Origin of the sequence: Klebsiella quasipneumoniae subsp. quasipneumoniae (assembly GCF_020525925.1) — a bacterium.
GTDB lineage: Bacteria > Pseudomonadota > Gammaproteobacteria > Enterobacterales > Enterobacteriaceae > Klebsiella > Klebsiella quasipneumoniae.
In genome coordinates, this window is the sequence record NZ_CP084876.1 from 4,307,194 (window position 1) to 4,333,455 (window position 26,262).

General features: G+C 56.9%; 25 protein-coding genes. 2 read left to right on the plus strand and 23 right to left on the minus strand.

Going from position 1 to position 26,262, the window contains the following annotated elements; genetic code table 11:
- Nucleotides 1-25: 25 nt before the first annotated feature.
- From nlpE to LGM20_RS20805, 3 genes are read right to left on the minus strand one after another with little or no spacing between them, the layout of a single operon-like run.
- Nucleotides 26-724: an envelope stress response activation lipoprotein NlpE gene (gene nlpE, locus LGM20_RS20795; protein WP_086075002.1), complete on the minus strand. Its 699-nt coding sequence runs from the start codon at nt 722-724 to the stop codon at nt 26-28.
- A 42-nt stretch (nt 725-766) separates the two neighbouring features.
- Nucleotides 767-1,180, minus strand: a complete 414-nt coding sequence (arfB, locus tag LGM20_RS20800) for an alternative ribosome rescue aminoacyl-tRNA hydrolase ArfB (RefSeq protein WP_004204468.1) — start codon at nt 1,178-1,180, stop codon at nt 767-769.
- Nucleotides 1,177-1,722: a YaeQ family protein gene (locus tag LGM20_RS20805; RefSeq protein ID WP_023292054.1), complete on the minus strand. Its 546-nt coding sequence runs from the start codon at nt 1,720-1,722 to the stop codon at nt 1,177-1,179. Before LGM20_RS20805 ends, arfB begins: the two co-directional genes overlap by 4 nt.
- A gap of 196 nt (nt 1,723-1,918) precedes the next feature.
- On the opposite strand from LGM20_RS20805, the gene LGM20_RS20810 reads away from it, so the two are divergent.
- Nucleotides 1,919-2,119, plus strand: a complete 201-nt coding sequence (locus LGM20_RS20810; RefSeq protein ID WP_002889429.1) for a YaeP family protein — start codon at nt 1,919-1,921, stop codon at nt 2,117-2,119.
- The gene (gene rof, locus LGM20_RS20815; protein WP_002889424.1) at nt 2,106-2,366 is read left to right on the plus strand and encodes a Rho-binding antiterminator; all 261 of its coding nucleotides are present in this window, start codon (nt 2,106-2,108) and stop codon (nt 2,364-2,366) included. Before LGM20_RS20810 ends, rof begins: the two co-directional genes overlap by 14 nt.
- A gap of 12 nt (nt 2,367-2,378) precedes the next feature.
- Here the strand turns inward: rof and tilS are convergent, their stop codons facing one another.
- The 20 genes from tilS to rpsB all read right to left on the minus strand — a co-directional run bounded on the left by tilS (nt 2,379) and on the right by rpsB (nt 26,056).
- Nucleotides 2,379-3,692, minus strand: coding sequence for a tRNA lysidine(34) synthetase TilS (gene tilS, locus LGM20_RS20820; RefSeq protein ID WP_044521086.1), 1,314 nt, complete (start codon nt 3,690-3,692; stop codon nt 2,379-2,381).
- A gap of 53 nt (nt 3,693-3,745) precedes the next feature.
- Nucleotides 3,746-4,135, minus strand: a complete 390-nt coding sequence (locus tag LGM20_RS20825) for a VOC family protein (RefSeq protein ID WP_002889387.1) — start codon at nt 4,133-4,135, stop codon at nt 3,746-3,748.
- Nucleotides 4,136-4,181: 46 nt separating this feature from the next.
- Nucleotides 4,182-6,335, minus strand: a complete 2,154-nt coding sequence (locus LGM20_RS20830; protein WP_032429283.1) for a lysine decarboxylase LdcC — start codon at nt 6,333-6,335, stop codon at nt 4,182-4,184.
- Nucleotides 6,336-6,448: 113 nt separating this feature from the next.
- Nucleotides 6,449-7,408: an acetyl-CoA carboxylase carboxyl transferase subunit alpha gene (accA, locus tag LGM20_RS20835; RefSeq protein WP_004145855.1), complete on the minus strand. Its 960-nt coding sequence runs from the start codon at nt 7,406-7,408 to the stop codon at nt 6,449-6,451.
- Nucleotides 7,409-7,420: 12 nt separating this feature from the next.
- Nucleotides 7,421-10,903: a DNA polymerase III subunit alpha gene (gene dnaE, locus LGM20_RS20840; protein ID WP_023292051.1), complete on the minus strand. Its 3,483-nt coding sequence runs from the start codon at nt 10,901-10,903 to the stop codon at nt 7,421-7,423.
- Between the two features lie 17 nt (nt 10,904-10,920).
- Nucleotides 10,921-11,520, minus strand: coding sequence for a ribonuclease HII (gene rnhB / locus LGM20_RS20845; RefSeq protein WP_004204458.1), 600 nt, complete (start codon nt 11,518-11,520; stop codon nt 10,921-10,923).
- On the minus strand, nt 11,517-12,668 hold the full coding sequence (lpxB, locus tag LGM20_RS20850; protein WP_023292050.1) for a lipid-A-disaccharide synthase: 1,152 nt from the start codon (nt 12,666-12,668) through the stop codon (nt 11,517-11,519). Before lpxB ends, rnhB begins: the two co-directional genes overlap by 4 nt.
- Complete coding sequence (gene lpxA, locus LGM20_RS20855) at nt 12,668-13,456, minus strand: acyl-ACP--UDP-N-acetylglucosamine O-acyltransferase (protein ID WP_004204455.1); 789 nt, start codon at nt 13,454-13,456, stop codon at nt 12,668-12,670. Before lpxA ends, lpxB begins: the two co-directional genes overlap by 1 nt.
- Before the next feature lie 3 nt (nt 13,457-13,459).
- Nucleotides 13,460-13,915 (minus strand): 3-hydroxyacyl-ACP dehydratase FabZ, encoded by a 456-nt coding sequence (fabZ, locus tag LGM20_RS20860; protein ID WP_004145858.1) that lies wholly within the window; start codon nt 13,913-13,915, stop codon nt 13,460-13,462.
- Between the two features lie 105 nt (nt 13,916-14,020).
- Nucleotides 14,021-15,046 (minus strand): UDP-3-O-(3-hydroxymyristoyl)glucosamine N-acyltransferase, encoded by a 1,026-nt coding sequence (gene lpxD / locus LGM20_RS20865; protein ID WP_044521084.1) that lies wholly within the window; start codon nt 15,044-15,046, stop codon nt 14,021-14,023.
- A gap of 3 nt (nt 15,047-15,049) precedes the next feature.
- Nucleotides 15,050-15,535: a molecular chaperone Skp gene (gene skp, locus LGM20_RS20870; RefSeq protein WP_002889325.1), complete on the minus strand. Its 486-nt coding sequence runs from the start codon at nt 15,533-15,535 to the stop codon at nt 15,050-15,052.
- Nucleotides 15,536-15,656: 121 nt separating this feature from the next.
- Nucleotides 15,657-18,086 carry an outer membrane protein assembly factor BamA gene (bamA, locus tag LGM20_RS20875; RefSeq protein WP_023292048.1) on the minus strand — a complete coding sequence of 810 codons (2,430 nt, stop codon included), beginning with the start codon at nt 18,084-18,086 and terminating at the stop codon, nt 15,657-15,659.
- Nucleotides 18,087-18,117: 31 nt separating this feature from the next.
- Complete coding sequence (rseP, locus tag LGM20_RS20880) at nt 18,118-19,470, minus strand: sigma E protease regulator RseP (RefSeq protein WP_004204451.1); 1,353 nt, start codon at nt 19,468-19,470, stop codon at nt 18,118-18,120.
- Between the two features lie 11 nt (nt 19,471-19,481).
- The gene (cdsA, locus tag LGM20_RS20885; RefSeq protein WP_023292047.1) at nt 19,482-20,339 is read right to left on the minus strand and encodes a phosphatidate cytidylyltransferase; all 858 of its coding nucleotides are present in this window, start codon (nt 20,337-20,339) and stop codon (nt 19,482-19,484) included.
- 12 nt (nt 20,340-20,351) lie between these two features.
- A complete protein-coding gene (ispU, locus tag LGM20_RS20890) occupies nt 20,352-21,110 on the minus strand; it encodes a (2E,6E)-farnesyl-diphosphate-specific ditrans,polycis-undecaprenyl-diphosphate synthase (protein ID WP_032429282.1) in 759 nt (252 codons plus the stop codon).
- A gap of 237 nt (nt 21,111-21,347) precedes the next feature.
- On the minus strand, nt 21,348-22,550 hold the full coding sequence (gene ispC, locus LGM20_RS20895; protein WP_044521082.1) for a 1-deoxy-D-xylulose-5-phosphate reductoisomerase: 1,203 nt from the start codon (nt 22,548-22,550) through the stop codon (nt 21,348-21,350).
- A gap of 228 nt (nt 22,551-22,778) precedes the next feature.
- Nucleotides 22,779-23,336, minus strand: a complete 558-nt coding sequence (frr, locus tag LGM20_RS20900; RefSeq protein WP_002889308.1) for a ribosome recycling factor — start codon at nt 23,334-23,336, stop codon at nt 22,779-22,781.
- Nucleotides 23,337-23,486: 150 nt separating this feature from the next.
- On the minus strand, nt 23,487-24,212 hold the full coding sequence (gene pyrH, locus LGM20_RS20905; protein ID WP_002889306.1) for a UMP kinase: 726 nt from the start codon (nt 24,210-24,212) through the stop codon (nt 23,487-23,489).
- A 147-nt stretch (nt 24,213-24,359) separates the two neighbouring features.
- Nucleotides 24,360-25,211, minus strand: a complete 852-nt coding sequence (gene tsf / locus LGM20_RS20910; protein WP_004151930.1) for a translation elongation factor Ts — start codon at nt 25,209-25,211, stop codon at nt 24,360-24,362.
- Nucleotides 25,212-25,330: 119 nt separating this feature from the next.
- Complete coding sequence (rpsB, locus tag LGM20_RS20915; RefSeq protein WP_004204447.1) at nt 25,331-26,056, minus strand: 30S ribosomal protein S2; 726 nt, start codon at nt 26,054-26,056, stop codon at nt 25,331-25,333.
- Nucleotides 26,057-26,262: the final 206 nt, after the last annotated feature.

A 26,262-nucleotide genomic window follows, 5' to 3' on the forward strand; every position in this document is an offset into this window, starting at 1 on the left:
CGTTTCCCGGGCAGGAGCCGGACAATCAGTGTCCGCAGTCCTTCCCAGGAATAAATTTGCCAGCCTGATCCGTCATCAGCGTTTTCATCATTTCGCCGGTATCCGGGTTCGCCTCGAGGGTAAAGTGTCCCTCCACCACCAGCAGCACCGGACGTGAATCATTGCCGCGGGCAGCGGCATAATCCCGCTCAAGCTGGGCATTATTCGCCACCGCGATGCGTTTACCGGTCGCGCAATCAGTAAAGGTTGCCGCATCGGCCATATAGAAGTACATACCACGCATCGCCATCGGGGTGGTCGGCAGGCTGGCCTTCACCGGCTCCAGGGTATAGTTGAGGGGAGACTGAATGGGACTCCCGTTGCGGTCGAGCATCTCCAGCTTGTCGCCCTTCGCGCGAAAGTACGATTTTTCGCCCTTGCTGTTGGTCAGTACCAGCTTATCCGCCGTACGCGCCCAGGTGCCGTAAGAGGCAAAGGAGGATGGTTCACGACGCGCGCCCTGGTAGTGCTCATTCATCACCCAGGTGCCGTCTTTTTCCAGGAACAGCGAGGTGTCGATGCCTTCGCAATCCGCGCAAGGCAGCACCCCGCGCCAGCTTTGCTGCATCGGCTTGAGCTCTTCCATCGCCGCCGGCTGGACCGTGTCAGTTTCGGCGCGATGGTTACAACCAAACAGCGCGAACAGCGAACAGGCCGCTATCACGGAGAATATGATTTTCTTCACTCTACTTTCCTTATGATCCATTCCACCCGTTCGCCGACGCCTTCACTGGCGAACTTTCCCACGCAGCGCCTTGACTGAGGACTTTTGCGCCTTGGAAGCAAGGCGTCGCTCTTTGGATGCCCGAGTCGGTCGCGTCTCCCGGCGACTTTTTTGCACTGCGGTCAATTCTTTGATAAGGGCCACCAGCCGGGCGATCGCCGCTTCGCGGTTCATCTCCTGACTGCGATATTCCTGAGCCTTAATGATAACCACACCGTCAGCAGAAATTAAGTGGTGGCTGGCGGCGAGCAGGCGCTCTTTGTAAAACGCCGGCAGGCTCGAGGCTTTAATATCGAAGCGCAGATGGATCGCGGTCGACGCTTTGTTCACGTGCTGGCCCCCGGCCCCCTGGGCGCGAATACCTTCCAGCGTGATCTCGTTATCGGCAATGGCCACGCTGCGGCTGATAGTAATCATGCCGGCCCTTGCCAGGCGGTAAGCTGAATTTCCAGATTATTCTGAGCGTCGGACAACCAGATGCTCCCCTCCTGCAAAGTGGCCTGCAGCGTCATCGTGCGGTCGGCAAAAGCGCTAAGCTGCGCCAGCTGGGCATCATCAAGATACCAGATAGTCAGCTTCGGGTATGCCGCAAGCTTGTTCTGATTCTGCTGCCACCAGATTTCAGCCGCCCGGCTGTTATAGGCAAACAACGCCACCGCCTGCGCCCGCGAGCAGGCTTTCTTGAGACGTTTCTCGTCCGGCAGCCCCAGCTCGATCCACAGATCAACCCCGAGATGATCGTTAAGCAGCCACAGCTCCGGCTCGTCGTCTGACGAGAGGCCGCGCGTAAACTGCAGCCGCTCATCGGCATATTTGATCCACGCCAGCAGGCGCAGCATCATGCGCTCCTGGGTTTCCGACGGGTGCTGCGCCAGCGTCAGGTTAGCATCCAGAAACTGGTTGCGATCCAGATCGGCTACATTCACCGCGGCTTTATATATCGTCGCTTTCAGCGCCATGAACAAACTCCTGAAAAAAATGGCGTACATTGTAGCGAAACTGGCGACAAAAGGCTGTCAGCAATCGCAGCAACCTGTTTCATCCTGCTGAAATTGCTTAAATGACTATGATATAGTTCCCTTGCTAAACAGAGTTTATCTTCGTAGGCTTAAACTTGCATCCCACGGTTGAGTCAGAACGCTGACAGGAGGGCATGTGGACCACTATTGTGAGTTAATACGCAAGCGGTATGCGGAAATAGCCAGCGGAGACTTAGGGTATATCCCGGATGCGCTGGGTTGCGTGTTGAAAGTATTGAATGAGATTGCGGCGGATGAGGCCCTTTCGGAGTCAGTCAGGGAAAAGGCCGCTTATGCGGCAGCAAACTTACTGGTGAGCGATTATGTCAATGAATGATACTTATCAACCCATTAACTGCGATGATTACGACAACCTGGAGCTGGCCTGCCAGCATCACCTGGTGCTGACGCTGGCGCTGAAGGATGGCGAACAGCTGCAGGCGAAGGCCAGCGATCTAATCTCGCGTAAAAATATCGAGTATCTTGTGGTCGAACTCGCCGGCAACGTCCGCGAGCTGCGCCTGGATAAAATCGCCAGCTTCAGTCACCCGGAAATCGGCACCGTGGTGGTGAGCGAATCCTGAATCAAAACGGGCTTAACCGCCCGTTTTCCTCCACGCCAGACTGACCCCTTCCCCGTCTTTGACTTCACCTTCGTTGGTCACAAACAGATCGTCCGCTGCGGCAATCGGCGTTTCGCCGTAAAACAGCAGCGGCGTGGTGTCTCGTCGCCACGGAGCAACGCCCAGCTCCTGCCAGATCTTCTTCAGCTTACGGCCGCCATGACGCCCGACGATATGCAGATGGCCGCTGGCGCGAAAGCGGACGGTGACTGGCTCATCCGCCGGGGGCGGGCGCAGCCTGCCGCCCGGCTGCAGCACCAGCTCACCAAGACCGTCCGCCAGCCGCAGCGGTTGGCGCCAGTCTGTCCAGCGCTGGACGCTGTCCGTCTGCCCGGGTACATATCTCACCCAGTACAAGCGCTGCTGAAAACGGCGGACGGTAAATTCCCCCAACCGCAGGCAGGGGCTGGCATCTTCCCGCGCCAGCGCCACCTCGTGCCAGAGGCGCTCAGGCACCTCGCGGGCCGGCATCGGCGCCTGCTGCCCGGCGAGCCAGCGACGCAGCAACGCCGCTCGGCGGGGAGAACTCATCGACGTCAGCGGCGCGATAGCCAGCGACCCGTCTTCGGCCACCAGCGACGCCAGCTCCGCCGCCAGCATCTCGTCCAGCAGCTGCTCCTGCTCGGCGCACAGGCTGGCGCTGCGGGCGACGGCCTCGCTAAAGTGCGGCCAGCGCTCACGCAGCACCGGGATCACCCGCAGGCGCAGGAAGTTGCGGTCATAGGTATCGTCCTGATTACTCTCATCTTCAATCCACGACAGCTGGTGGGCGAGCGCCCACTGGCGCAGCGATTCCCGGGTTTCATTGAGGAGAGGACGCAGCAGTCGACTGCCGGCAAAGGGAGACGATGGCGCCATCGCCGACAGGCCGGTCGGACCGCTGCCGCGTTTTAACGCCAGCAGCAGCGTTTCACACTGATCGTCCTGGTGCTGAGCGGTCACTAACACTTCGCCGGCGCGGAGCGTCTCCTGAAAGGCCTGATAGCGCGCCGCGCGGGCATGGGCCTCGACGCCCAGGCCGCCCCGGGCTAACGTCACGCGATGCACCGCCAACGGCACCTGCCACTGCTGGCAAATTTGCCGACAATGCGCCACCCAGTCGTCTGCGTGGGCGCTAAGGCCGTGATGAATATGCACCGCCCGCAGCGTCAGAGAGGGATCCTGTTCCCGCAGCAGCACCAGCTGATGCATAAGAACCGTCGAGTCCAGACCGCCGCTGAAGGCCACCAGCAGCTGGCGATGGGGATGAAGCGTATGCGCAATGTTAGCCGTCATAACCACAAACATACCGAGAAGTGATGGCCCGGCACGTTACCGGGCCAGGGTCGCGCTGGCAAGGTTTACTGCTGATATATTTCCAGCGGCAGGTCGTCCGGATCGCTAAAGAAGGTAAAGCGTTTACCGGTAAAGGGATCGACGCGAATCGCTTCGCACTCCACGCCATGCGCCGTCAGGTGCGCCACCGCAGCGTCGATATCATCCACGCTAAAGGCCAGATGACGCAGCCCGCAGGCTTCCGGACGACTGGGTCGGGCCGGCGGAAACGGGAACGAGAACAGCTCAATCACATACTCGCCGTTGAGCGCCAGATCGCCCTTCCAGGAGTCACGTTCGGCGCGATAAAACTCGCTTTGCAGCGTAAAGCCCAGAATATCGCAATAGAACGCTTTACTGCGGGCGTAGTCAGTCGCAATGATGGCAATATGGTGAACCCGTTTCAAACCCAGCATGGTCAAACTCCTTCTGTTAAGCCAGCCACGTTACTCGTGCGCGCCGTTAACGCGCAAGCCTTTCGTCATTTTTTAAGACTCGTACCCGATACACGCCGTCCTCATCGCGCTTCGCGCCGTGAATATCGGTCTCAAACCCCGGGTAATGACGTCCTATTGAGCAGAGCATCAGCAGGAAGTCGAGCACCGCCCGGCTCTCCTCCGTGATCATCTCTCCCGGCATCAGCAGCGGTACGCCCGGCGGATAAGGGAGGATCATGTTGGCCGAAATCCGGCCCACCAGGTTCTCCAGTTCAATGGTTTCCACCTCACCCTTGATCTGGCGCTGCCAGGCATGATGCGGCGTCATTTTCATTTCCGGCAGGACGTCAAAGGCGCTGAGCATCAGCTGCGGCAGCTGGTGCTGACGGATCAAGCGGTGGATCCCCTGTGCCAGATCCTGGATCCGCATGTTGCGGTAGAAGTCGGGATCTTCCGCGTACAGATCCGGCAACATATTTTTCACCCGCAGATTGAGATCGTAGGCGCGCTTAAATTCGGTCAGGCCGCGCAGCAGACCCATCGCCCGGGTTTTATCGATACCGATGCTAAAGAGGAACAGCAGGTTGTAGGGGCCCGTTTTCTCCACCACCACGCCCCGCTCGTCGAGGAACTTCGCCACCAGCGCCGCCGGGATCCCCTCTTCATCCATATTCCCCTGCTCGTCCATACCCGGCGTCAGAATGGTGACTTTCACCGGATCGAGGTACATATGATCCGCATCGGCATCTTTGAAACCGTGCCAGTCATCGCCCGGCGCCACCGGCCAGCACTCGGCTTTATCCACCGCTTCCGGCTGCCAGATATCAAAGAACCAGCCGTCCGACTCCTCGCGCAGTCGCTGCACCTCTTTGCGGAAATCCAGCGCCCGCTCAATGGAGCGCTGGATCAGGCGCTTACCGGAGTTACCGCGCAGCATCGCCGCCGCGGTCTCAATCGACGCGACGATGGGATAGCTCGGCGACGTAGAGGTATGCATCATAAAGGCTTCATTAAAGGTCTCTTCATCATAGTTGCCCTTAATGTGGATCAGCGAGGCCTGCGACAGCGCGGCCAGCATCTTATGCGTCGACTGCGTCTCGAAGATGACTTTTCCGGGGATCCGCTCACCGCTCATGCCGCTTTTCCCCTGATATATCGGATGGAAATGGGTATACGGCACCCAGGCGGAATCGAAATGGATCGACGGAACGTCGAGCGTCTCTTTAAGCCAGGTGGTGTTGTAGAGCAGCCCATCGTAGGTGGAGTTGGTGATCACCGCATGCACGGGCCACTGCGCCCCGCCCGTGTCGCGCACTTTCTGCTGAATACTGTCGCGGGTAAACTCGCGCCGGGGGATACCGCCGAGGATCCCTAACGCATTGCGGGTCGGCTTCAGCCACAGGGGAACCACATCGCTCATCATCAGCAGGTGGGCCAGCGATTTGTGACAGTTACGGTCAATCAGCAGGGTACTGCCGGCGGGCGCCGAGTACATACCGACAATTTTATTGGACGTCGAGGTACCGTTGGTCACCATATAGCTTTGCTCGGCGCCAAAGGCGCGAGCGATATACTCCTCCGCCTCCAGATGAGGGCCGGTATGATCCAGCAGGGAGCCCAGCTCGGTGACCGAAATCGAGACATCCGCCTTCAGCGTATTCCCGCCAAAGAAATCATAGAACAGGCAGCCCACCGGGCTTTTCTGATAGGCGCTACCGCCCATATGACCCGGCGTACAGAAGGTATATTTCCCCTCCTGCACATAGTTAAACAGCGCGCGGGTAAATGGCGGGGTGATATTGTCCAGGTACTCGCGGGTATACTGCCCGATGCGGGTGGCGATCTCTTCGGAGAGTCCCAGCGCATATTCGAAGAACCACAGCGTCATGCGCAGATCCTGACTGCTGACGTCCATCGTCGAGTGGGCGTTAATAAAGGCGTACAGAGGCAGATATTCATTGAGCTGGTTAATATCGCTGCACAGATCGACGCTGTACTCATCCCAGTCGAAGATCACGCCGCAGATGCGCGGGTTGTGCTCGATAAACTGCAGCAGGTCGGCGCTATTTTGCGGCCAGATGGTCTGAAAGCCCTGGCGCTGCAGCGCCGCTTCCAGTTCTTTGATCGGCTCGTCTTTGTGGTAGACGCCGTGAGGCCCCATGATGGCGATGATATTCACGCTTTCCTCCTGGTATTCACCTAAGTCCAGCATCATAGCAATCCCCTGGGCGCATCGCACATAAAAAAAGGGCCGGAAAATCCGGCCCTTAGTGTTTTGCGCTAGCGGAAAACTTAGGCGTAACCGTAGCTCATCAGACGTTGATAGCGGCGGTTCAGCAGCTCTTCTTCGCTGAGAAGATCGAGATCGGCCAGGTCCGCCAGCAGCTGCGCTTTCAGGCTTGCCGCCATCGCTTCCGGGTTGCGGTGGGCGCCGCCCAGCGGTTCCGGAACGATAGAATCGATCAGCTTCAGCTCTTTCAGACGCGGGGCGATAATGCCCATCGCTTCCGCAGCCAGCGGCGCTTTATCCGCGCTCTTCCACAGAATGGAGGCGCAGCCTTCCGGCGAAATCACCGAATAGGTGCTGTACTGCAGCATATTGACCTTGTCGCCCACGCCAATCGCCAGCGCGCCGCCGGAGCCGCCTTCGCCGATCACGGTGCAGATAACCGGCACGCTCAGACGCGACATCTCACGCAGGTTGCGGGCAATCGCTTCCGACTGGCCGCGCTCTTCCGCGCCGACGCCCGGGTAGGCGCCCGGGGTGTCGATAAAGGTGATGATCGGCATTTTAAACCGCTCAGCCATCTCCATCAGGCGCAGCGCTTTGCGGTAGCCTTCCGGGGCCGGCATACCAAAGTTGCGACGAATTTTTTCTTTGGTTTCGCGACCTTTCTGGTGGCCGATGATCATCACCGGACGACCGTCAAGACGCGCGATACCGCCGACAATCGCTTTATCGTCAGCGAAGGCGCGGTCACCGGCCAGTTCGTCAAATTCGTCGAACGCCAGGCGGACATAATCCAGGGTGTAAGGACGGCGCGGGTGGCGCGCCAGTTGCGCAACCTGCCATGCACCGAGATCGGCGAAGATTTTGCGCGTCAGCTCTACGCTTTTCTCGCGCAGACGATGCACCTCTTCGTCGATGTTAATATCCAGTTTCTCATCCTGACGGCTTACCGCAGTCAGGGAATCGATTTTCGCTTCCAGCTCTGCAATCGGCTGTTCAAAATCTAGGAAATTCAGACTCATAGTATTCCTGTATTAGTCAAACTCCAGTTCCACCTGCTCCGAGCCGATAAGGCCACGCAGATCGTTGAGTAAACGATCGCTCGGAGAGACGCGCCATGTTGCGCCGAAACGCAACCGCGCGCGTGCATCCGCCCTCTGATAGTAGAGGTGCACTGGAATGGTTCCCGAACGGTGGGGTTCCAGAGACTGACGGAGTCGGTTTAAAAGCTGGTCATCAATTTGCCTGTCCGTCAGCGAGATAGCAAGCCCGCGAGCATATTTTTCCCGGGCTTCGTCAATGTCCATGACTTCACGGGCGGTCATTTTAAGCCCCCCGCTAAAGTCATCAAAGCTGACCTGTCCGCTGACGATAAGTATGCGGTCTTTTTCCAGCAACTGCTGATATTTATCCAGCGCGTCGGTGAATAACATCACTTCCAGCCGCCCGGAACGGTCATCCAGGGTACAGATGCCGATACGATTGCCGCGCTTGGTGACCATTACCCGCGCCGCAATCACCAGCCCCGCCGCCGTGGTCACTTTTCCACGATCGGTCGGATGCATGTCTTTGAGCCTCACGCCGCCGACGTAGCGCTCAATCTCTTTCAGATACTGGTTAATCGGGTGCCCGGTCAGGTACAGCCCCAGGGTCTCCCTTTCACCATCCAGCACCACCTGCTCAGGCCACGGCTGGCAGCTGGCGTAGGACTGTTCAATCTGCTCAGGCTCTTCCGCCAGCACACCGAACATATCGGCCTGGCCGATGGCCTCGGCTTTGGCGTGCTGATCGGCGGCTTTCAGCGCATCGCCCAGTGAATTCATCAGCGCCGCGCGATGCGGACCGAGACGATCGAACGCCCCGGACATAATCAGTTTTTCCAGCACCCGACGGTTGAGCTTTTTAATATCGGTCCGCGCGCAGAGGTCGAACAGCTCGCGGAAATAACCGCCGTTGTTGCGCGCCTCAATGATCGCTTCGATCGGCCCTTCGCCGACGCCCTTGATGGCGCCGATACCGTAGACGATCTCGCCGTCGTCGTTGACGTGGAAATGGTACAGGCCGGAGTTAATATCCGGGGGCAAAATTTTCAGCCCCATACGCCAGCATTCGTCCACCAGGCCAACGACCTTTTCGGTGTTGTCCATATCGGCGGTCATTACCGCCGCCATAAACTCAGCCGGATAGTGCGCCTTAAGCCACAGCGTCTGGTAAGAAACCAGCGCGTATGCGGCGGAGTGCGATTTGTTAAACCCGTAACCGGCGAATTTCTCCACCAGGTCGAAGATTTTCATCGCCAGCTCGCCATCAACGCCGTTTTTCTTCGCCCCATCCTCAAAGATAGAACGCTGCTTGGCCATCTCCTCCGGCTTTTTCTTACCCATCGCACGACGCAGCATATCCGCGCCGCCGAGGGTATATCCGGACAGCACCTGGGCAATCTGCATGACCTGTTCCTGGTACAGGATGATGCCGTAGGTCGGCTCCAGCACCGGTTTCAGGCTTTCATGCTGCCACTGTACGTCCGGATACGAGATCTCTTCGCGGCCGTGCTTACGGTCGATAAAGTTATCTACCATCCCCGACTGCAGCGGGCCCGGGCGGAACAGGGCCACCAGCGCGATCATATCTTCGAAGCAGTCCGGCTGCAGGCGTTTAATCAGATCTTTCATGCCGCGCGATTCAAGCTGGAAGACCGCGGTGGTTTCCGAGCGCTGCAGCATGTCGAAGCTTTTCTTGTCATCCAGCGGGATGGCGGCGATATCCAGCGGCCCTTCGCCGTTCTTCTCACGGCGCTTGTTAATCATCTCCAGCGCCCAGTTAATGATAGTGAGCGTACGCAGACCGAGGAAGTCGAATTTCACCAGCCCGGCGTATTCCACGTCGTTCTTGTCAAACTGGGTAACCGGATGCAGCCCCTGCTCATCGCAATACAGCGGGGCGAAGTCGGTGATTTTGGTCGGCGCGATAACCACGCCGCCCGCATGCTTACCGGCGTTTCGCGTCACCCCTTCCAGCTTACGCGCCATGTCGATCAGCGCTTTCACTTCTTCGTCCGCCTCGTAGATCTCCGGCAGCTGCGGCTCGGCCTCGAAGGCTTTCGCCAGCGTCATGCCCGGATCGGGCGGCACCAGCTTGGAGATGCGGTCGACAAAGCCGTACGGGTGACCCAGCACGCGACCCACGTCGCGGATGACCGCCTTCGCCGCCATGGTACCGAAGGTGATGATCTGCGATACCGCGTCGCGGCCATACATATCCGCCACGTGCTCGATAACCTGGTCGCGTTTCTCCATGCAGAAGTCGACGTCGAAGTCGGGCATCGAAACACGTTCCGGGTTGAGGAAACGTTCGAACAGCAGGTCGAATTCCAGCGGGTCAAGATCGGTGATCTTCAGCGCGTAGGCCACCAGCGAGCCGGCGCCGGAACCGCGGCCCGGGCCGACCGGCACGCCGTTATCTTTCGACCACTGAATAAACTCCATCACGATCAGGAAGTAGCCGGGGAAGCCCATCTGGTTGATCACCTGCAGCTCGATATCCAGACGCTCGTCGTATTCTGGCCGGCGCTTCGCGCGCACTTCCGGATCCGGGAAGAGGAATTCCAGCCGCTCTTCCAGACCCTCTTTCGATTTCATTACCAGGAAATCTTCCGTGGTCATATCGCCGGTCGGGAACTGCGGCAGGAAATATTCGCCAAGCCGCACGGTGACGTTGCAGCGTTTGGCGATCTCGACGCTGTTTGCCAGCGCTTCCGGAATATCGGCGAACAGCTCGCACATCTCCTCCTCGCTGCGCATATATTGCTGTGGCGAGTAGTTGCGCGGCCGTTTCGGGTCGTCGAGGGTGAAGCCGTCGTGAATAGCGACGCGGATTTCATGGGCGTCAAAGTCGCCAGTGTCGAGGAAGCGGACATCGTTGGTCGCCACCACCGGCAGACCACGCGCTTCCGCCAGCGCCACGGCGGCATGGAGATAACTCTCTTCATCCTGACGACCGGTGCGGATCAGCTCCAGAAAATAGCGATCCGGGAAATGCTCTTCATAGAAGGAGACGCACTGCTCAACCAGCGGCATGTTGCCGCGGATCAGGCTGACGCCGACGTCGCCTTTACGGCCGCCGGAGAGCAGAATCAGCCCTTCCTGATGTTCCACCAGCCAGTCGCGATCGATCCACGGCCCCAGGGCGCCGTAGCCGCGCTGATAGGCGCGGGAAATCAGCAGAGTCAGGTTCTGGTAGCCGGTGTTGTTCGCCGCCAGCACGGTCAGCTCGGTAAATTCGTCGCCGAGCAGGTCGCACTGCACGTGGAAATCGGCGCCGACAATCGGCTTAATCCCCGCGCCGTGTCCCGTCCCGTAGAACTTCACCAGCCCGCAGAGGTTGGTGAAATCGGTGATCGCCAGCGCTGGCATGCCAAGCGAGGCCGCCTTCTTGACCAGCGGCCCGGTCTTTGCCAGCCCATCGATCATGGAATAGTCGCTGTGCACCCGCAGGTGTACGAAACGTGGTTCAGCCATCTTTAGATCCCGGTGACTTAGTTGGACGCCAGGCCCAGGGCACGCTTCACCGGGCCGAAACTGCGCCGGTGATGCTCTGTTGCGCCGTGTTCCTGCAGCTTCTGCAGGTGTACAGCGGTGGGATAGCCTTTATGCTGGGCAAATCCGTAGTGGGGAAATGCGAGGTCCAGCGTGGCCATTTCGGCGTCACGAGTGACTTTTGCCAGAATAGACGCTGCGCTGATTTCTGCCACCCGGCTGTCGCCTTTCACCACCGCCAGGGAGGGCATCGGTAGCGACGGACAGCGGTTGCCATCGATCAGAACAAACTCGGGCACAATGCTCAGGCCGGCGACGGCGCGCTGCATCGCCAGCATAGTGGCATGCAGGATATTCAGCTCATCGATTTCATGGGGCTCGGCGCGCCCAAGGCTCCAGCACAGCGCTTTCTCTTTAATCTCATCGAAGAGCGCCAGTCGACGCTTCTCGCTGAGTTTTTTGGAATCATTCAGACCCACAATCGGCTTCGCCGGATCGAGGATCACCGCCGCGGTCACCACCGCGCCAACCAGGGGGCCACGCCCGACCTCATCGACGCCGGCAACCAGATGGGTATGCGGATAGACGAACTCCATCATTGTTTTGCTAACTCCAGTACGGCGTCCGCCGCCTGCTCATCGGCGTTGCAGCGGATCTGCTGATGCAGCGCGCGGAATGTCTCATGCATCTCATGGCTGGTTTTGCCATCGGCCAGCAGCGGCTGCAGGGCGGCAGCCAGCGCCTGCGGCTCGCACTCATCCTGCAGCAGCTCTTTAACCAGCTCGCGCCCGGCCAGCAGGTTCGGCAACGAGACGTAGTCGGTTTTAACCAACCGCTTCGCCAGCCAGAAGGTGAACGGCTTCATGCGATAGCCAACCACCATCGGGCATTTCGCCAGCATACACTCCAGCGCCGCCGTCCCGGAGGCCAGCAGCGCGGCGTCGCTGGCGATCATCGCATCTCGCGCCTGGCCGTCCAGCATATGCACGATCATATCCGGCGCCGTCTCAGCTTTAATTCGCTCAAACTGCTCCCGCCGTTTAGCATTAACCAGCGGCACCACCACCTGCAGATCGGGATAGGTAGCCCGCAGAAGCTGCGCGGTTTTCAGGAAGTCCGCACTGAGCATTTCGACTTCCGCGCCGCGGCTACCGGGCAACAGCGCCAGGCAACGCACGTCGTGCGGGATCCCTAACCGGTCGCGCGCGGCGCCTTTGTCAGGATCCAGCGGCATCGCATCCGCCATGGTATGGCCGATAAAGCGGCAGGGAACGTTAAATTTGTCATAAAACGCTTTTTCGAAAGGCAGAAAGGCCAGCACCAGATCGGTGGATCTGCCGATTTTGAAAACGCGTTTTTGTCGCCAGGCCCAAACCGATGGGCTGACGTAGTGAATGGTTTTGATGCCCTGCTTTTTCAGATTCCCTTCGAGGGTAATATTGAAGTCAGGGGCGTCGATACCGACGAAAACATCGGGACGCAGCTCGCCGAAGCGGCGGGTCAAATCGGCGCGAATATGGAGTAAGCGACGCAGGCGACCGAGCACTTCAACAATACCCATCACCGCCAGCTCTTCCATTTCGTACCAGGCTTCACACCCTTCCGCCTGCATCAGCGGTCCCGCCACGCCGACAAAGCGCGCATTCGGGATGCGTGCTTTGAGGGCGCGGATGAGGCCGGCGCCAAGAATATCGCCGGAGGTTTCTCCGGCGACCAGGGCAATCGTCAGGGGACGCTGTTCAGCCATTAACGAATCAAGCCGCGGGTAGAGCGGGCGAAGAAATCGACAAACGGCTGAACTTCAGGATGCTGAGTCGCCAGTTCGGCGATCTCCGGCTTGGCTTCTTCCAGCGTCTTGCCGCTGCGGTACAGCAGTTTATACGCGTTGCGGATCGCGGTAATCGCTTCCCGGCTGAAGCCGCGGCGTTTCAGACCTTCGATGTTGACGCCGAACGGCGTCGCATGGTTGCCCTGGGCAATCACGAACGGCGGAACGTCCTGCGCTACGCCGGAGCAGCCGCCAACCATAACGTGTGAGCCAATGACGCAGAACTGGTGCACCGCAGTCATGCCGCCGATAATGACATAATCATCCAGCGAAACATGGCCAGCGAGCGTCGCGTTATTGGCCAGGATGCAGCGATCGCCAAGCGTACAATCGTGCGCCACGTGGGCGTTGATCATCAGCAGGTTATCGTTGCCCACCTTTGTTAATCCACCGCCCTGTACTGTGCCGCGATGAATGGTGACGCTTTCGCGAATGCGGTTGCGATCGCCAATTTCCACCCGGGTTGGTTCGCCAGCATATTTCAGATCCTGGTTAACTTCGCCGATGGAAGCGAACTGATAGATCTCGTTGTCACGGCCGATTTTGGTGTGGCCGTTAACGACAACGTGAGACTTCAGTACGGTGCCTTCGCCGATTTCGACGTTGGCGCCAACAATACAAAACGGACCAATGTGGACGTTAGCACCAATCACGGCGCCTTCTTCAACAATGGCGGTAGGATGAACAAAAGCGGTTTTATCAATCACGTATCAGGCCTCCCGGCTACGCGCACACATCATCGTCGCTTCGCAAACCACTTTACCGTCAACCAGCGCAACGCCTTTGAAACGGGTCAGGCCGCGGCGGGTTTTCTCGAAAGTGACTTCCATAATCATCTGATCGCCTGGTACTACCGGGCGTTTGAAACGTGCTTCATCGATACCCGCGAAGTAATACAGCTCGCCTGGTTCCAGTTTTCCAACGCTTTTGAATGCCAGAATCCCGGTGGCCTGCGCCATTGCTTCCAGAATCAGGACGCCCGGCAAAATCGGCTTACCAGGGAAATGCCCCTGGAAAAACGGCTCGTTTACAGAAACATTTTTTACTGCGCGCAGAAAACGACCTTCTTCAAAATCCAGCACGCGGTCTACCAGCAGGAACGGGTAACGGTGAGGCAGAAGTTCCAGAATCTCTTCAATGTGCAGAGTATGAGTGTCAGTAGTCAAAATACTCTTCCTGTCTAAATGTACTAAAAGGCAATAATAACACGGCCTGCGGCAATCTTTTAGCGAATGCAACAGGCCGGAAATGTCATGTGACCAAATGATGAATTAGTCTTGTTGATTAACCTTGCGCTCAATCGCTTTCAGGCGCTTGCTCATCTCGTCAATATTCATCACCAGCGCAGCGGTTTTACGCCACGCCTTGTTCGGCTGCAGCGGAATACCGGAGGAGTATACGCCAGGTTCGCTGATAGGACGCATCACCATCCCCATCCCCGTGACGGTGACCTTATCGCAGATTTCCATATGGCCGTTAATCACGCTGGCGCCGCCAATCATGCAGTAGCGGCCGATTTTCAGGCTGCCTGCCATGATGACACCGCCGGCAACCGCGGTATTGTCGCCAATCACCACGTTATGCGCAATCTGGCACTGGTTATCAATGATAACCCCGTTGCCAATCACGGTATCGTCCAGCGCGCCGCGGTCAATTGTGGTGCAGGCGCCGATCTCCACGCGATCGCCAATAATGACGCGACCCAGCTGCGGGATCTTCACCCAGTTGCCGCGATCGTTGGCGTAGCCGAAGCCATCCGCGCCGATCACCGTGCTGGACTGGATCAGGCAATTCTCGCCGATCTCAATCTCATGGTAAACGGTCACATTGGCCCACAAACGCGAGCCGGCGCCTATTTTCGTATTTTTCCCAACGAAGCAGCCTGCGCCGATGACCACGTTATCGCCCAGCTCTACCCCGGATTCGATAACGGCGTTGGCGCCGATGGCAACGTTGATACCCAGCTTCGCCGTCGGATCGATAACCGCGCTCGGCGCGATATCCTGTGCCGGCTGCGGCGTGGTATCCAGAATTTGAGCCATGCGCGCGTAGGTCAGGTAGGGATTACGCACTACCAGCGCGGCGCTATGGGCAAAAGGCAAATCATCCTGCGTCATCACAACGGCAGAAGCCTGGCAAGCGGCCAGGTGTTCACGGTACTTAGGGTTGACCATGAAAGTGATTTGGCCCGTTTTCGCGCTCTGCATGGACGCAACGCCGGTGATGACGATATCGCCATCACCGTGTAATTCTGCATCCAACTGCTGCGCAAGATCAGCCAGTCGAATTGAAGGCATTACTTATTTAACCTGTTTCAGCACATCAGCGGTGATGTCTTTTACATCGCTGCTGTTGTATGCAACGGCATTCGCGTCAACCACCAGATCGATGCTCTGATCTTTCGCTACGCTCTGTACGGCAGTCTGGATACGGGTCACCAGTTTACCACGCTCTTCGTTGGAACGACGAGCGCGATCCTGTTCAAACGCCTGCGCTTTCTGGGAGAAGGTCTGGCGCTGAGCCATCACGTCTTTTTCCAGTTTGGTACGATCGGCGCCCGGCTTCATGGACTGCAGACGCTGCATTTTAGACTGCAGGTCGCCTTCCATACGCTGCAGTTCGCTAGCGCGGCCTTTGAACTCGTTTTCCAGCGTGTTGGAAACGCCAGTTTTCTGGGCAACCTGTTGGAACAGGCTGTTCATGTTCACCAGGGCAATTTTATCTGCCGCCTGAGCGGAAGTTACCATTGCCAAACCCAGACCTGCAGCTAATAACCACTTTTTCACAATAAACTCCTTACCATCCCATGAGTACCCAGGGGTACCGTTATTTGCGTGGCGAGGCGATAAACGCGTTATCGCCTACGGTCAGCGCTATACTGCACTTGCATTCCATTGCCGCCAACAATTACCAGGTTTTACCAATGTTAAACTGGAACTGTTCGGCTTTGTCTCCATCGTACTTTTTGAACGGTTGGGCGTAGGAGAAGACCAACGGCCCCAACGGCGACATCCACTGCACGGCAATACCCGCAGACATACGGATGTTGCTCGGATCGCTGTAATCCGGATAACCGCCATACGCGCTCGAATCCCAGTGAGTATCCCATACGGTACCCATATCCCAGAAGAAGGAAGTCCGGACCGAGTTCGCATATTTGTCACTAATGAACGGCGTCGGGGTAATCAGCTCCAGGCTGGCCACCGCCATCGCGTTACCGCCCACCGCATCATCGGATTTACACGGTGCGGATTCGGTGCTCTTACATTCATTATCGTAGCTGTCATCATCGTCATGACGGCTGCTTGCCGGGAAATACACTGCCTTCGGACCAATGGTGTTCGACTGGAAGCCACGCACGGTGCTGGAGCCACCGGCATAGAAGTTCTCATAGAACGGCATCTCTTTGCCGCCGATACCATCGCCATAGCCAAAGCGGGTACGACCCAGCACCACCCATTCATGATCGTTGTCGATCGGCACATAGGTGGCGGTATCCAACGTCGCTTTGTAGTATTCGTTGTCCGAACCCGGAATGGTCACTTTACCGTTCAGGTTGACGCGCGAACCTTCCGTTGGGAAGAAGCCGCGGTCAAGCTTGTTATAGGTCCAACCGTAGTTGAAGGTGAAGTCATTCGCACTGAACGAGTTCCGGTCGTTGGTGTTGTCCGGATACTGGCCCATCGAGTTCAGGTAACGCCACATCGCCACCTGCGGCTGCATATTGGACAGGGAGTTATGCACATACCCGACGCCGGCGCGCAGCGTGTTGTATTCGTTGACCGGGAAGCCCAGCGTGATGTCTGTACCATAGCTTTTGTTGGTATAGTCAGACAGATCCGCATCGTTCGCATCAAAGTCATTATAGAAGACACGGCCGCCGAGGCTTACACCGTCTACGGTGAAGTACGGGTTGGTCACCGACAGCTCGGTATAGGTTTGGTAGTCGTTTTTGGTGCCGTTGATCCCGACAGCATAGCCAGTACCTAACCAGTTATCCTGCTGAACGCCCGCCTGGAAGCTGACGCCGCTCTCGGTACCGTAACCGATACCGAAGTTGAAGCTACCGGTGTTACGCTCTTTCACCTTGTAGACTACGTCGACCTGGTCCGGGCTGCCCGGGACGCGCTGGGTATCGGTATCGACCGTTTCGAAGAAGCCTAAACGGTTGAGACGGTCTTTACCCTGATCGACGAGGTCGCTGCCCAACCACGCGCCTTCCATCTGGCGCATTTCGCGGCGCAGAACGGCATCTTTGGAGGTGTCGTTGCCTTCGAAGCGAATTTTACGCACGTAATAGCGGTTGCCCGCATCGACGTTGACGTGCAGCTTAACGGTTTTATCGCTGTCGTTGATCTCCGGCTGCGACTGCACGCGCGGGTAGGCGTAACCATAACGACCCAACAGTTTCTTGATGTCGTTTTCCATCTTGGTCACTTTCGCGCCGTTATACAGTTCACCCGGCTCGACTTTGGTCAGCGCTTCGATTTCCGCGGAATGGCCGGCGAGGTTGCCCGTCACCTGCACCCCGGAAAACTTGTACTGATCGCCTTCGGTGATGTTGACGGTGATGTAGATCCCTTTCTTATCCGGCGTCAGGCTGACCTGGGTAGAATCGATGTTGAAACGGGCATAGCCGCGATCCAGGTAGTAGCTGCGCAGGGTTTCAAGGTCGCCCGCCAGCTTCTGCTTCTGGTATTTACGGTCGCCGACCACGTTCCACCACGGTACTTCATCGCGCAGCTGGAAGTGGGAGATCAGCTCATCAGTCGAAAACGCATGGTTGCCGACGATGTTGATCTGCTGAATTTTAGCGGAGACGCCTTCCTGGAAGACCAGTTTCAGGTCGACACGGTTTCGCGGCAGCGGAGTAACCACCGCTTTGACGCTGGCGCTGTATTTACCGACGCTGTAGTAGAAATCCTCGAGACCCTTCTCGATGTCCGCGATGGTCGTGCGGTCAAGCGACTCGCCCACCCGAACGCCAGAGGCCTCAAGGTTCTGCTTGAGCATGTCATCTTTCACCGACTTGTTGCCGGAGAAGGTGATGCTGGCGATCGTCGGACGCTCTTTCACCTGCACCAGCAGGGTATCACCATCGCGCAGGACGCGGACGTCCTCGAAGTTGCCAGTGGCAAACAGCGCGCGAATAGTGTTACTGATATCATCGTCGGTCACCGTATCGCCAGGACGCACTGGCATACTGAGGAGGGCCGCACCAACAGCGACACGCTGCAAGCCTTCGAAATGAATGTCCTTCACCACGAACCCTTCAGCACCGTATACAGTCGCGCTGCTAAACAGCAGCGACGCTATGAGCAACTTTTTCATCGCCATCGTTATTATGCGTTCTTCCTAACAAACTCTCTTATAACCGAGAGAAATCATTGAAAAGTGCAAGCCCCATTAACAGCACCAGCAGTATTGAGCCAATGCGATAACTAAAGTCTTGAACTCGCTCGGATACCGGCCCGCCCTTCAGCTTTTCAATCGCCAAAAACAGCAGATGTCCCCCATCCAGTACGGGTAGTGGGAACAGGTTGATGATTCCGAGGTTCACGCTAATCAGCGCAAGGAACATCAGATAATAAATCAACCCAAACTCCGCTGACATTCCAGCCCCCTGAGCGATAGAGATCGGCCCACTGAGGTTGTTCAGTTTGACATCACCGGTTATCAATTTACCCAGCATCCTGACCGTCAGCGACATCAGCTGCCAGGTTTTATCCGTGGCTTCAGCGATGGCGGCAAACGGTCCGTACTGACGTACTGTCTTGTATTCTTCAGGCAGCGGGATGACCTTTGGCACCACCCCTGCGAACCCTTCTGCCTTACCTTTCACCGTTTTTGCATCCGGCGTCAGGGTTAACGGCAGCGCACTCCCCTGCCGTTCAATCTCCAGCGCCAGCGCTTTGCCCGGATTATCGCGCACCAGATTAACAAACGTCATCCACTGCGTTAACGGTTGTCCATCGACTTTAACGATCCGGTCGCCCGCTTGCAAACCTGCTTTCTGAGCTGCCGAGCCCGCCTGGACTTCCGCCAGCACCGTATCAATCTGCGCGCTGCGCGGCTGGATCCCTAGCGACGTCACGGGATCTTGCTTGTCTGGCTCAAACGCCCAGTGCCGCAGATCGACGATTTTATCCTGGCGCTGATTGGTCCCGAAAGGGGCGACGGTAAGTATTGTTTGCGGGTTGCCGATTTTGGCCACCAGCTGCAGACGCACCGCATCCCAATCAGGCGTTTCGATACCATCTATCGCTTTAAGTTCCGTGCCTTTTGCAATTTGTGCTTGCGCGGCAACCGAATTGGGGGTTATTTCACCCACTACCGGGCGAACGCCAGGAACGCCGATGATGAAGACCAACCAGTAGGCAAAGATAGCGAAAAGGAAGTTAGCGATGGGACCGGCGGCAATCACCGCCGCACGCTGGCCGACGGTTTTATTATTGAAAGCGTAGTGGCGCATCTCCGGCGCCACCGCTTCAACACGCTCATCCAGCATCTTGACGTAGCCGCCCAGCGGGATCAGGGCAATGACGAACTCCGTACCCTGCTTATCCATCCGCCGCCACAGCGCTTTGCCGAAGCCGATAGAAAAACGCTCAACCCGGATACCGCAGCGGCGCGCTACCCAAAAATGGCCAAACTCATGCACCGTAATCAGTACGCCAAGCGCAATGATAAAAGCTGCCAGATTCCAGAGCACGCTCAGCATATAACCTTCCGTCAAATCGTCCTGAAGACCAACAGTAGCAGACAGGCGAAGACCGGCACCGCCGCCGTCAGGCTGTCGATACGATCGAGAATACCGCCATGTCCGGGAATCAAGTGCCCGCTATCCTTAATGCCGGCCTCGCGCTTAAACATACTTTCCGTCAGATCGCCCAGCACCGAAGCCAGGGCTGCCACCACCGAACAGACCAGCAGCACCGTTGGCGTAACGTCAAGATGGGCCCACACCCCGTAGGCCCAGGAGATCACCGCCGCGGTCAGCAAACCGCCAAAAAAGCCCTGCCAGGTTTTCCCCGGCGAGACCTTCGGCGCCAGCTTGTGCTTGCCAAACATTTTGCCAAACATATAGGCGCCGGAGTCCGCGCCCCAGACCAAAATCATCACATACAGGAGCCACAGCGCGCCGCTGTAATGGTTATCGGTATAGTGCCAGGCGCGCAGCGCCAGCATGCCCCAGAAAAACGGGACGATGGTCAGGATACCGAAGATAAGGCGCAGCACTTTCGAGTGCCGCCAGAATGCCGCCGACGCCGGATAAGAGAGCACCAGCAGCAGCGCGACGATCCACCAGGCGAAAGAGGCCCACAGCGAGCCTTCAACCATCGGTTGATGAACGTCATAATGGTATTCCGGCAGCAAAAACAGCATCGCCGCCAGCAGAAGGCCGCACAACACCGCCAGCCAGACCCGCTGCGACGTCGAGGTGAAACCGCTCAGTTGCCCCCACTCCCACGCGGCGAGCATACAGACCACCAGGGTCACGATAGCAAACCCCATCGGCGGCAATAAAAACAGCGCCGCAATGACGACGGGGATTAAGACGAAAGCAGATATCAGGCGATACTTCAGCAAAAGTGACCCCCATCAGGCATGACTGCCACCCGGCTCAGTGCCGCCGAAACGACGCTCTCGATTAACAAAGGCATGGAGTGCACCTTCAAAGTCCTGTTCAGCAAAATCGGGCCAAAGAACATCCGTAAAGTAAAGTTCGGCATAGGCAATTTGCCAAATCAGAAAATTACTTATTCGGTGCTCTCCCCCGGTCCTAATAACTAAATCTACGGGAGCCAGTTCATGCATGCAGACCTGCTGACTCAGCATGTCTTCCGTGATCTGCTCAGGCAGCAGCGTCCCGTCCTGTACCTGTTTCGCCAGAAAACGAACGCCCTGGGTAATATCCCAGCGACCGCCGTAATTGGCCGCAATATTCAGCGTTAAGCCGGTATTGTTCGCGGTCAGCGCTTCCGCTTTGCGGATACGCTCCTGCAGGCGCGCATTGAAGCGCGTGGTGTCGCCAATAATCCGCAAACGCACATTGTGTCGGTGCAGGCTTTTGACTTCGCTATCCAGCGCCCAGACGAACAGCTCCATCAGCGCACTGACTTCCTGAGCCGGACGGTTCCAGTTTTCGCTGCTGAACGCGTATAACGTTAACGCCTCAATTCCATTATTCGCCGCGAAAGAGACCGCGCGACGCACGGATTTCGCACCGGCCTTGTGCCCGAAAGCGCGAATTTTACCTTGCCGTTTCGCCCAACGGCCGTTGCCATCCATAATAATGGCGACATGACGGCAGCCATGTGTAGGCGATATTTCGCTGACAGTTTGATTAGCAGACAACATCACGCGTTTTAAGTCCATAATAAGGATTAACTAGCCACCAAACAGAGGCCACCGGGCCGCGCTGGATACGCATTTTTATCCGGTGCCGGGGCTGCAGCCAATCGCAGAGAACAACCAAAAGCTTTACGCAAAAAAGCCGTGTTTTGCCACGGCCACCGTAATCTTCAACAACAAAATGCAACGATCGGGTGGCGCAGACTATATCACTGAAGCTTTGCGCCCACAAATATCACCGCGTTACGCCTGGGTGACCAACCGCTTCAGCTGTTGATGAGCAACCGCGCGGGCCTCAGCGTCGATAACCAGAACGTCATCAATGCTTTGCGGCTCCAGCAGGTTCATCTTATCCAGCACTGCCAGGTTAACCGCCGCAATATCGGTAAAGCGGATATCGCCCTGCAGAAACGCGGCAACCGACTCTTCATTGGCCGCATTCAGCGTGGTGGTCGCCGCCTGGCCGACGTCAAACGCCTCCATCGCCAGCTTCAGGCACGGATACCGCGTATAGTCTGGCGCGGAGAAGCTCAGATTGCTCAGCTGACAGAAGTCCAGCGGCTTAGCGCCGGAGTTCAGCCGCTGCGGCCAGCCCATGGTATGGGCGATCGGCGTGCGCATATCCGGTTCCCCAAGCTGCGCCAGCACGCTGCCGTCCTGATAGCGAACCATCGAGTGGATCACCGACTGCGGATGGATAAGGACCTCCATCTGCCGGGCCGAGGCGTTAAACAGCCAGCGCGCTTCAATATATTCCAGACCTTTGTTCATCATCGTGGCGGAGTCGACGGAGATCTTGCGTCCCATCGACCAGTTGGGATGACGGCAGGCCTGATCCGGCGTCATCGCCGCCAGTTCAGCTACCGCTGTCTCGCGGAAAGGCCCGCCCGAGCCGGTCAGCAGAATGGACGAAACGCCGTTCTGCGCCAGGTCAGCGTATCCCAGATGCTGCTGAATTGTCTCCGGCATACTCTGAAAAATCGCGTTATGTTCGCTGTCGACCGGCAGCAATCGCGCCCCCGACCGTTGAACCGCCTCCATGAACAAGCGACCGCAGGTCACCAGCGACTCTTTATTTGCTAACAACACCGTTTTTCCGGCGCGGATCGCCGCCAGCGTCGGCACCAGACCCGCCGCGCCGACGATAGCCGCCATCACCTGATCGACCTCCTCCAGCGCCGCGACCTCTGCCGCCGCCTGCTGGCCACTCAGCACCTCGGTACGGCAGCCATGTTCCTGCAGACGGGTGCGCAACCGCTCAGCGCTTTGCGCATCGTCCATCACGGCGTAACGGGGGGTAAATTCAAGGCATTGTTCAACCATACGGTCAACGTTTTTCCCCGCGACCAGCGCGGCGACGGAAAAGCGACCGGGATTATGGCGTACCACGTCCAGCGTGCTACAGCCAATGGAGCCGGTCGAACCGAGAACGGTTAATTGCTTCATGAGACGTCCAGAAGAGTGGAAACAGAATAAAAAGCAAAACGCCGCCAGCAAGCCCCTACGCAGCAATTATCAGGGATAAGACGGCGGCATCAGGCCTTCAACTTAGCGCTAAAGGCTACAAGGCCAGCGGTCGCAACGCAATCCCGAGAATTGAGCGTACAGTCTTCTGTACGGCGTTTCGGATTTTACTCAGGCCAGACGCTGTCAGGCCCGAGTAAGGGCAGAGCATCAGAACTGCATCAGTTCCGCTTCTTTGTCTGCCAGCGCCGCGTCAACTTTCTTGATGGCGGCGTCAGTCATTTTCTGCACGTCGTCCTGAGAACGGCGATCGTCATCCTCGCTGATCTCTTTCTCTTTCAGCAGCGCTTTGACTTTGTCGTTGGCGTCGCGGCGAACGTTACGTACGGCAACGCGCGCCTGCTCAGCTTCACCACGCACGATCTTGGTCAGATCTTTACGACGCTCTTCGGTCAGCGGCGGCAGCGGAACCCGAATATCGCTACCGGCAGAGCTTGGGTTCAGACCGAGGTCGGACGCCATGATCGCTTTTTCAACAGCCGCGGACATAGAACGGTCAAAGACGTTGATTTTCAGGGTACGGGAGTCTTCGACGGTGACGCTGGCCAGCTGGCGCAGCGGGGTCGGCGTACCGTAGTATTCAACAACAATCCCGTCCAGCAGGCTCGGAGAAGCACGACCCGTGCGAATTTTGCTGATTTGGTTTTTGAATGCTTCGACGCATTTTTCCATGCGGATTTCAGCATCTTTTCTGATATCGCTAATCACGTTACGAATCCTTGAAAGCTTGTCTCAGTCAGACCAGACGGGGCACCCGTCGGAAAATGAGCTAAGTATAGTCAGATTTAATGAAAATCACCGGGTAATATCCCCGCGAAAGTAAAGCGGAATCTTACCCGGATTTGGCGCTGACGGGAATTATTCCGTGATCAATGTGCCTTCTTTTTCGCCCATCACCACGCGACGCAGCGCGCCAGGTTTGTTCATGTTGAAGACGCGAATCGGCAATTTATGGTCACGCGCCAGGGTGAAGGCCGCCAGATCCATCACTTTCAGCTCTTTTTCCAGCACTTCGCTGTAGGTCAGCTGATCGTACATCGTGGCGGAAGGATCTTTGGCCGGATCGGCGGTGAATACGCCGTCAACCTTGGTGGCTTTCAGCACCACATCGGCTTCAATTTCAATCCCGCGCAGGCAGGCTGCGGAATCGGTGGTAAAGAACGGGTTGCCGGTACCCGCAGAAAGGATCACCACGCGGTTGTTGCGCAGCAGGCTGATCGCCTCTGCCCAGCTGTAGTTGTCGCACACGCCGTTCAGCGGAATGGCGGACATCAGACGAGCGTTCACATAGGCGCGGTGGAGCGCATCGCGCATCGCGAGGCCATTCATAACCGTAGCCAGCATGCCCATGTGGTCGCCCACAACGCGGTTCATACCCGCTTTCGCCAGACCAGCACCACGGAACAGGTTACCGCCACCAATTACTACGCCAACCTGAATACCCAGCTCAACCAGCTCTTTGATCTCTTGAGCCATGCGGTCAAGTATGCTTGCATCAATACCGAAGCCTTCTGAGCCCTGCAGCGCTTCGCCACTTAATTTCAGCAGAATACGTTTGTAGACGGGTTTTGCATTGGTAGCCATGTTTCTTTCCTGAGACTGTCAACGAATGAGATGTGAGAATTCCGGCGACATTGTATGTCGCATTTCAGCGCGGTCACTATAAGCAGTTGGCTGAATTTACAAAATGGGCGCAAAAAGAAGCCGCCCTCAGGCGGCTCCTTGTAAAAATTAAGACTGCTTGGACATCGCAGCAACTTCTGCTGCAAAGTCAGTCTCAACTTTCTCGATGCCTTCGCCCACTTCAAAGCGGATGAAGCCAGTCACGTCAGCGTTGTGCTCTTTCAGCAGCTGACCAACAGATTTGCTCGGCTCCATGACGAAAGGCTGACCAGTCAGAGAAACTTCGCCGGTGAATTTCTTCATGCGGCCTTCAACCATTTTCTCTGCGATTTCTTTCGGCTTACCGGACTGCATCGCGATGTCCAGCTGAACCTGGTACTCTTTCTCTACCACTTCAGCAGACACGTCTTCCGGCTTAACGAATTCCGGCTTGCTTGCGGCAACGTGCATTGCCAGCTGCTTAACCAGCTCTTCGTCAGCGCCTTTAGCGGCAACCAGAACGCCGATGCGCGCACCGTGCTGGTAGCTGCCCAGAACGTCGCCTTCCAGAACAGCGATACGACGGATGTTGATGTTCTCACCGATTTTAGCAACCAGGGCAACACGTTCTTCTTCGAACTGCGCTTTCAGAACTTCAACGTCGGAGATTTTACCCGCAACAGCGGCGTCCAGTACTTTGTCAGCAAATGCCTGGAAACCACCATCTTTAGCAACGAAGTCAGTCTGGCAGTTAACTTCCAGAATATAACCGTAGTTGCCTTCGATTTTGGTTTTGATCACGCCGTCAGCAGCCACGTTGCCTGCTTTCTTCGCCGCTTTGATCGCGCCGGATTTACGCATGTTTTCGATTGCCAGCTCGATGTCGCCATTCGCTTCAGTCAGCGCTTTTTTGCAATCCATCATGCCTGCGCCAGTACGTTCGCGCAGCTCTTTTACCAGGGAAGCGGTAATTTCAGCCATTCTAAAATCCTCGGGAGATGTGGATACTGCCCGGCCAACGGCCAAACAGCGTAAATTGAAAAAAGGGGCCGATAATGGGCCCCTATTCATACACGGTACTAATAAGGGCTTAAACCTTATTATTCAGCTTCTACGAAGCTTTCTTCCGCCTGAGAAGCCAGGTCCTGAGAGCGACCTTCACGAACGGTAGCAGCAACAGCGCCCAGGTACAGGCTTACTGCGCGGATTGCATCGTCGTTACCCGGGATAACGAAGTCTACGCCGTCCGGATCAGAGTTGGTATCAACGATAGCAAATACCGGGATGCCCAGGTTGTTTGCTTCTTTGATAGCGATGTGCTCGTGGTCAGCGTCGATAACGAACAGTGCGTCCGGCAGGCCGCCCATGTCTTTGATACCGCCCAGGCTGTTTTCCAGCTTGTCCAGCTCACGAGTACGCATCAGCGCTTCTTTTTTGGTCAGCTTGTCGAAAGTACCGTCCTGGGACTGAGTTTCCAGGTCTTTCAGACGTTTGATGGACTGACGAACGGTTTTCCAGTTAGTCAGCATACCGCCCAGCCAGCGATGGTTCACGAAGAACTGGTCGCAGCTCAGAGCAGCGTCTTTTACCGCTTCGCTTGCAGCGCGCTTAGTACCAACGAAAAGGATTTTACCTTTACGAGCAGCGATCTTGTTCAGTTCAGCCAGAGCGTCGTTGAACATCGGTACGGTTTTCTCAAGGTTGATGATGTGAACTTTGTTACGCGCACCGAAGATGAACGGCTTCATTTTCGGGTTCCAGTAACGGGTCTGGTGACCGAAGTGAACACCAGCCTTGAGCATGTCGCGCATGGAAACAGTTGCCATGTTTAAAACCTCTATAGATTAAATTGGGGTTATGCCTCCACGTATCCCATATTACCGACCCCGAAGGGCACCCCGGAATATGTGCCGATACGTGTGTGTTATTACACAAAGTGAGCGATGTCGCTTACGTCCCATCCTTGTGTATCTGAGATGGAACGGAAGTCCGGCGCGCTTTATATCACAAAATCCATCCAGACACCAACTCT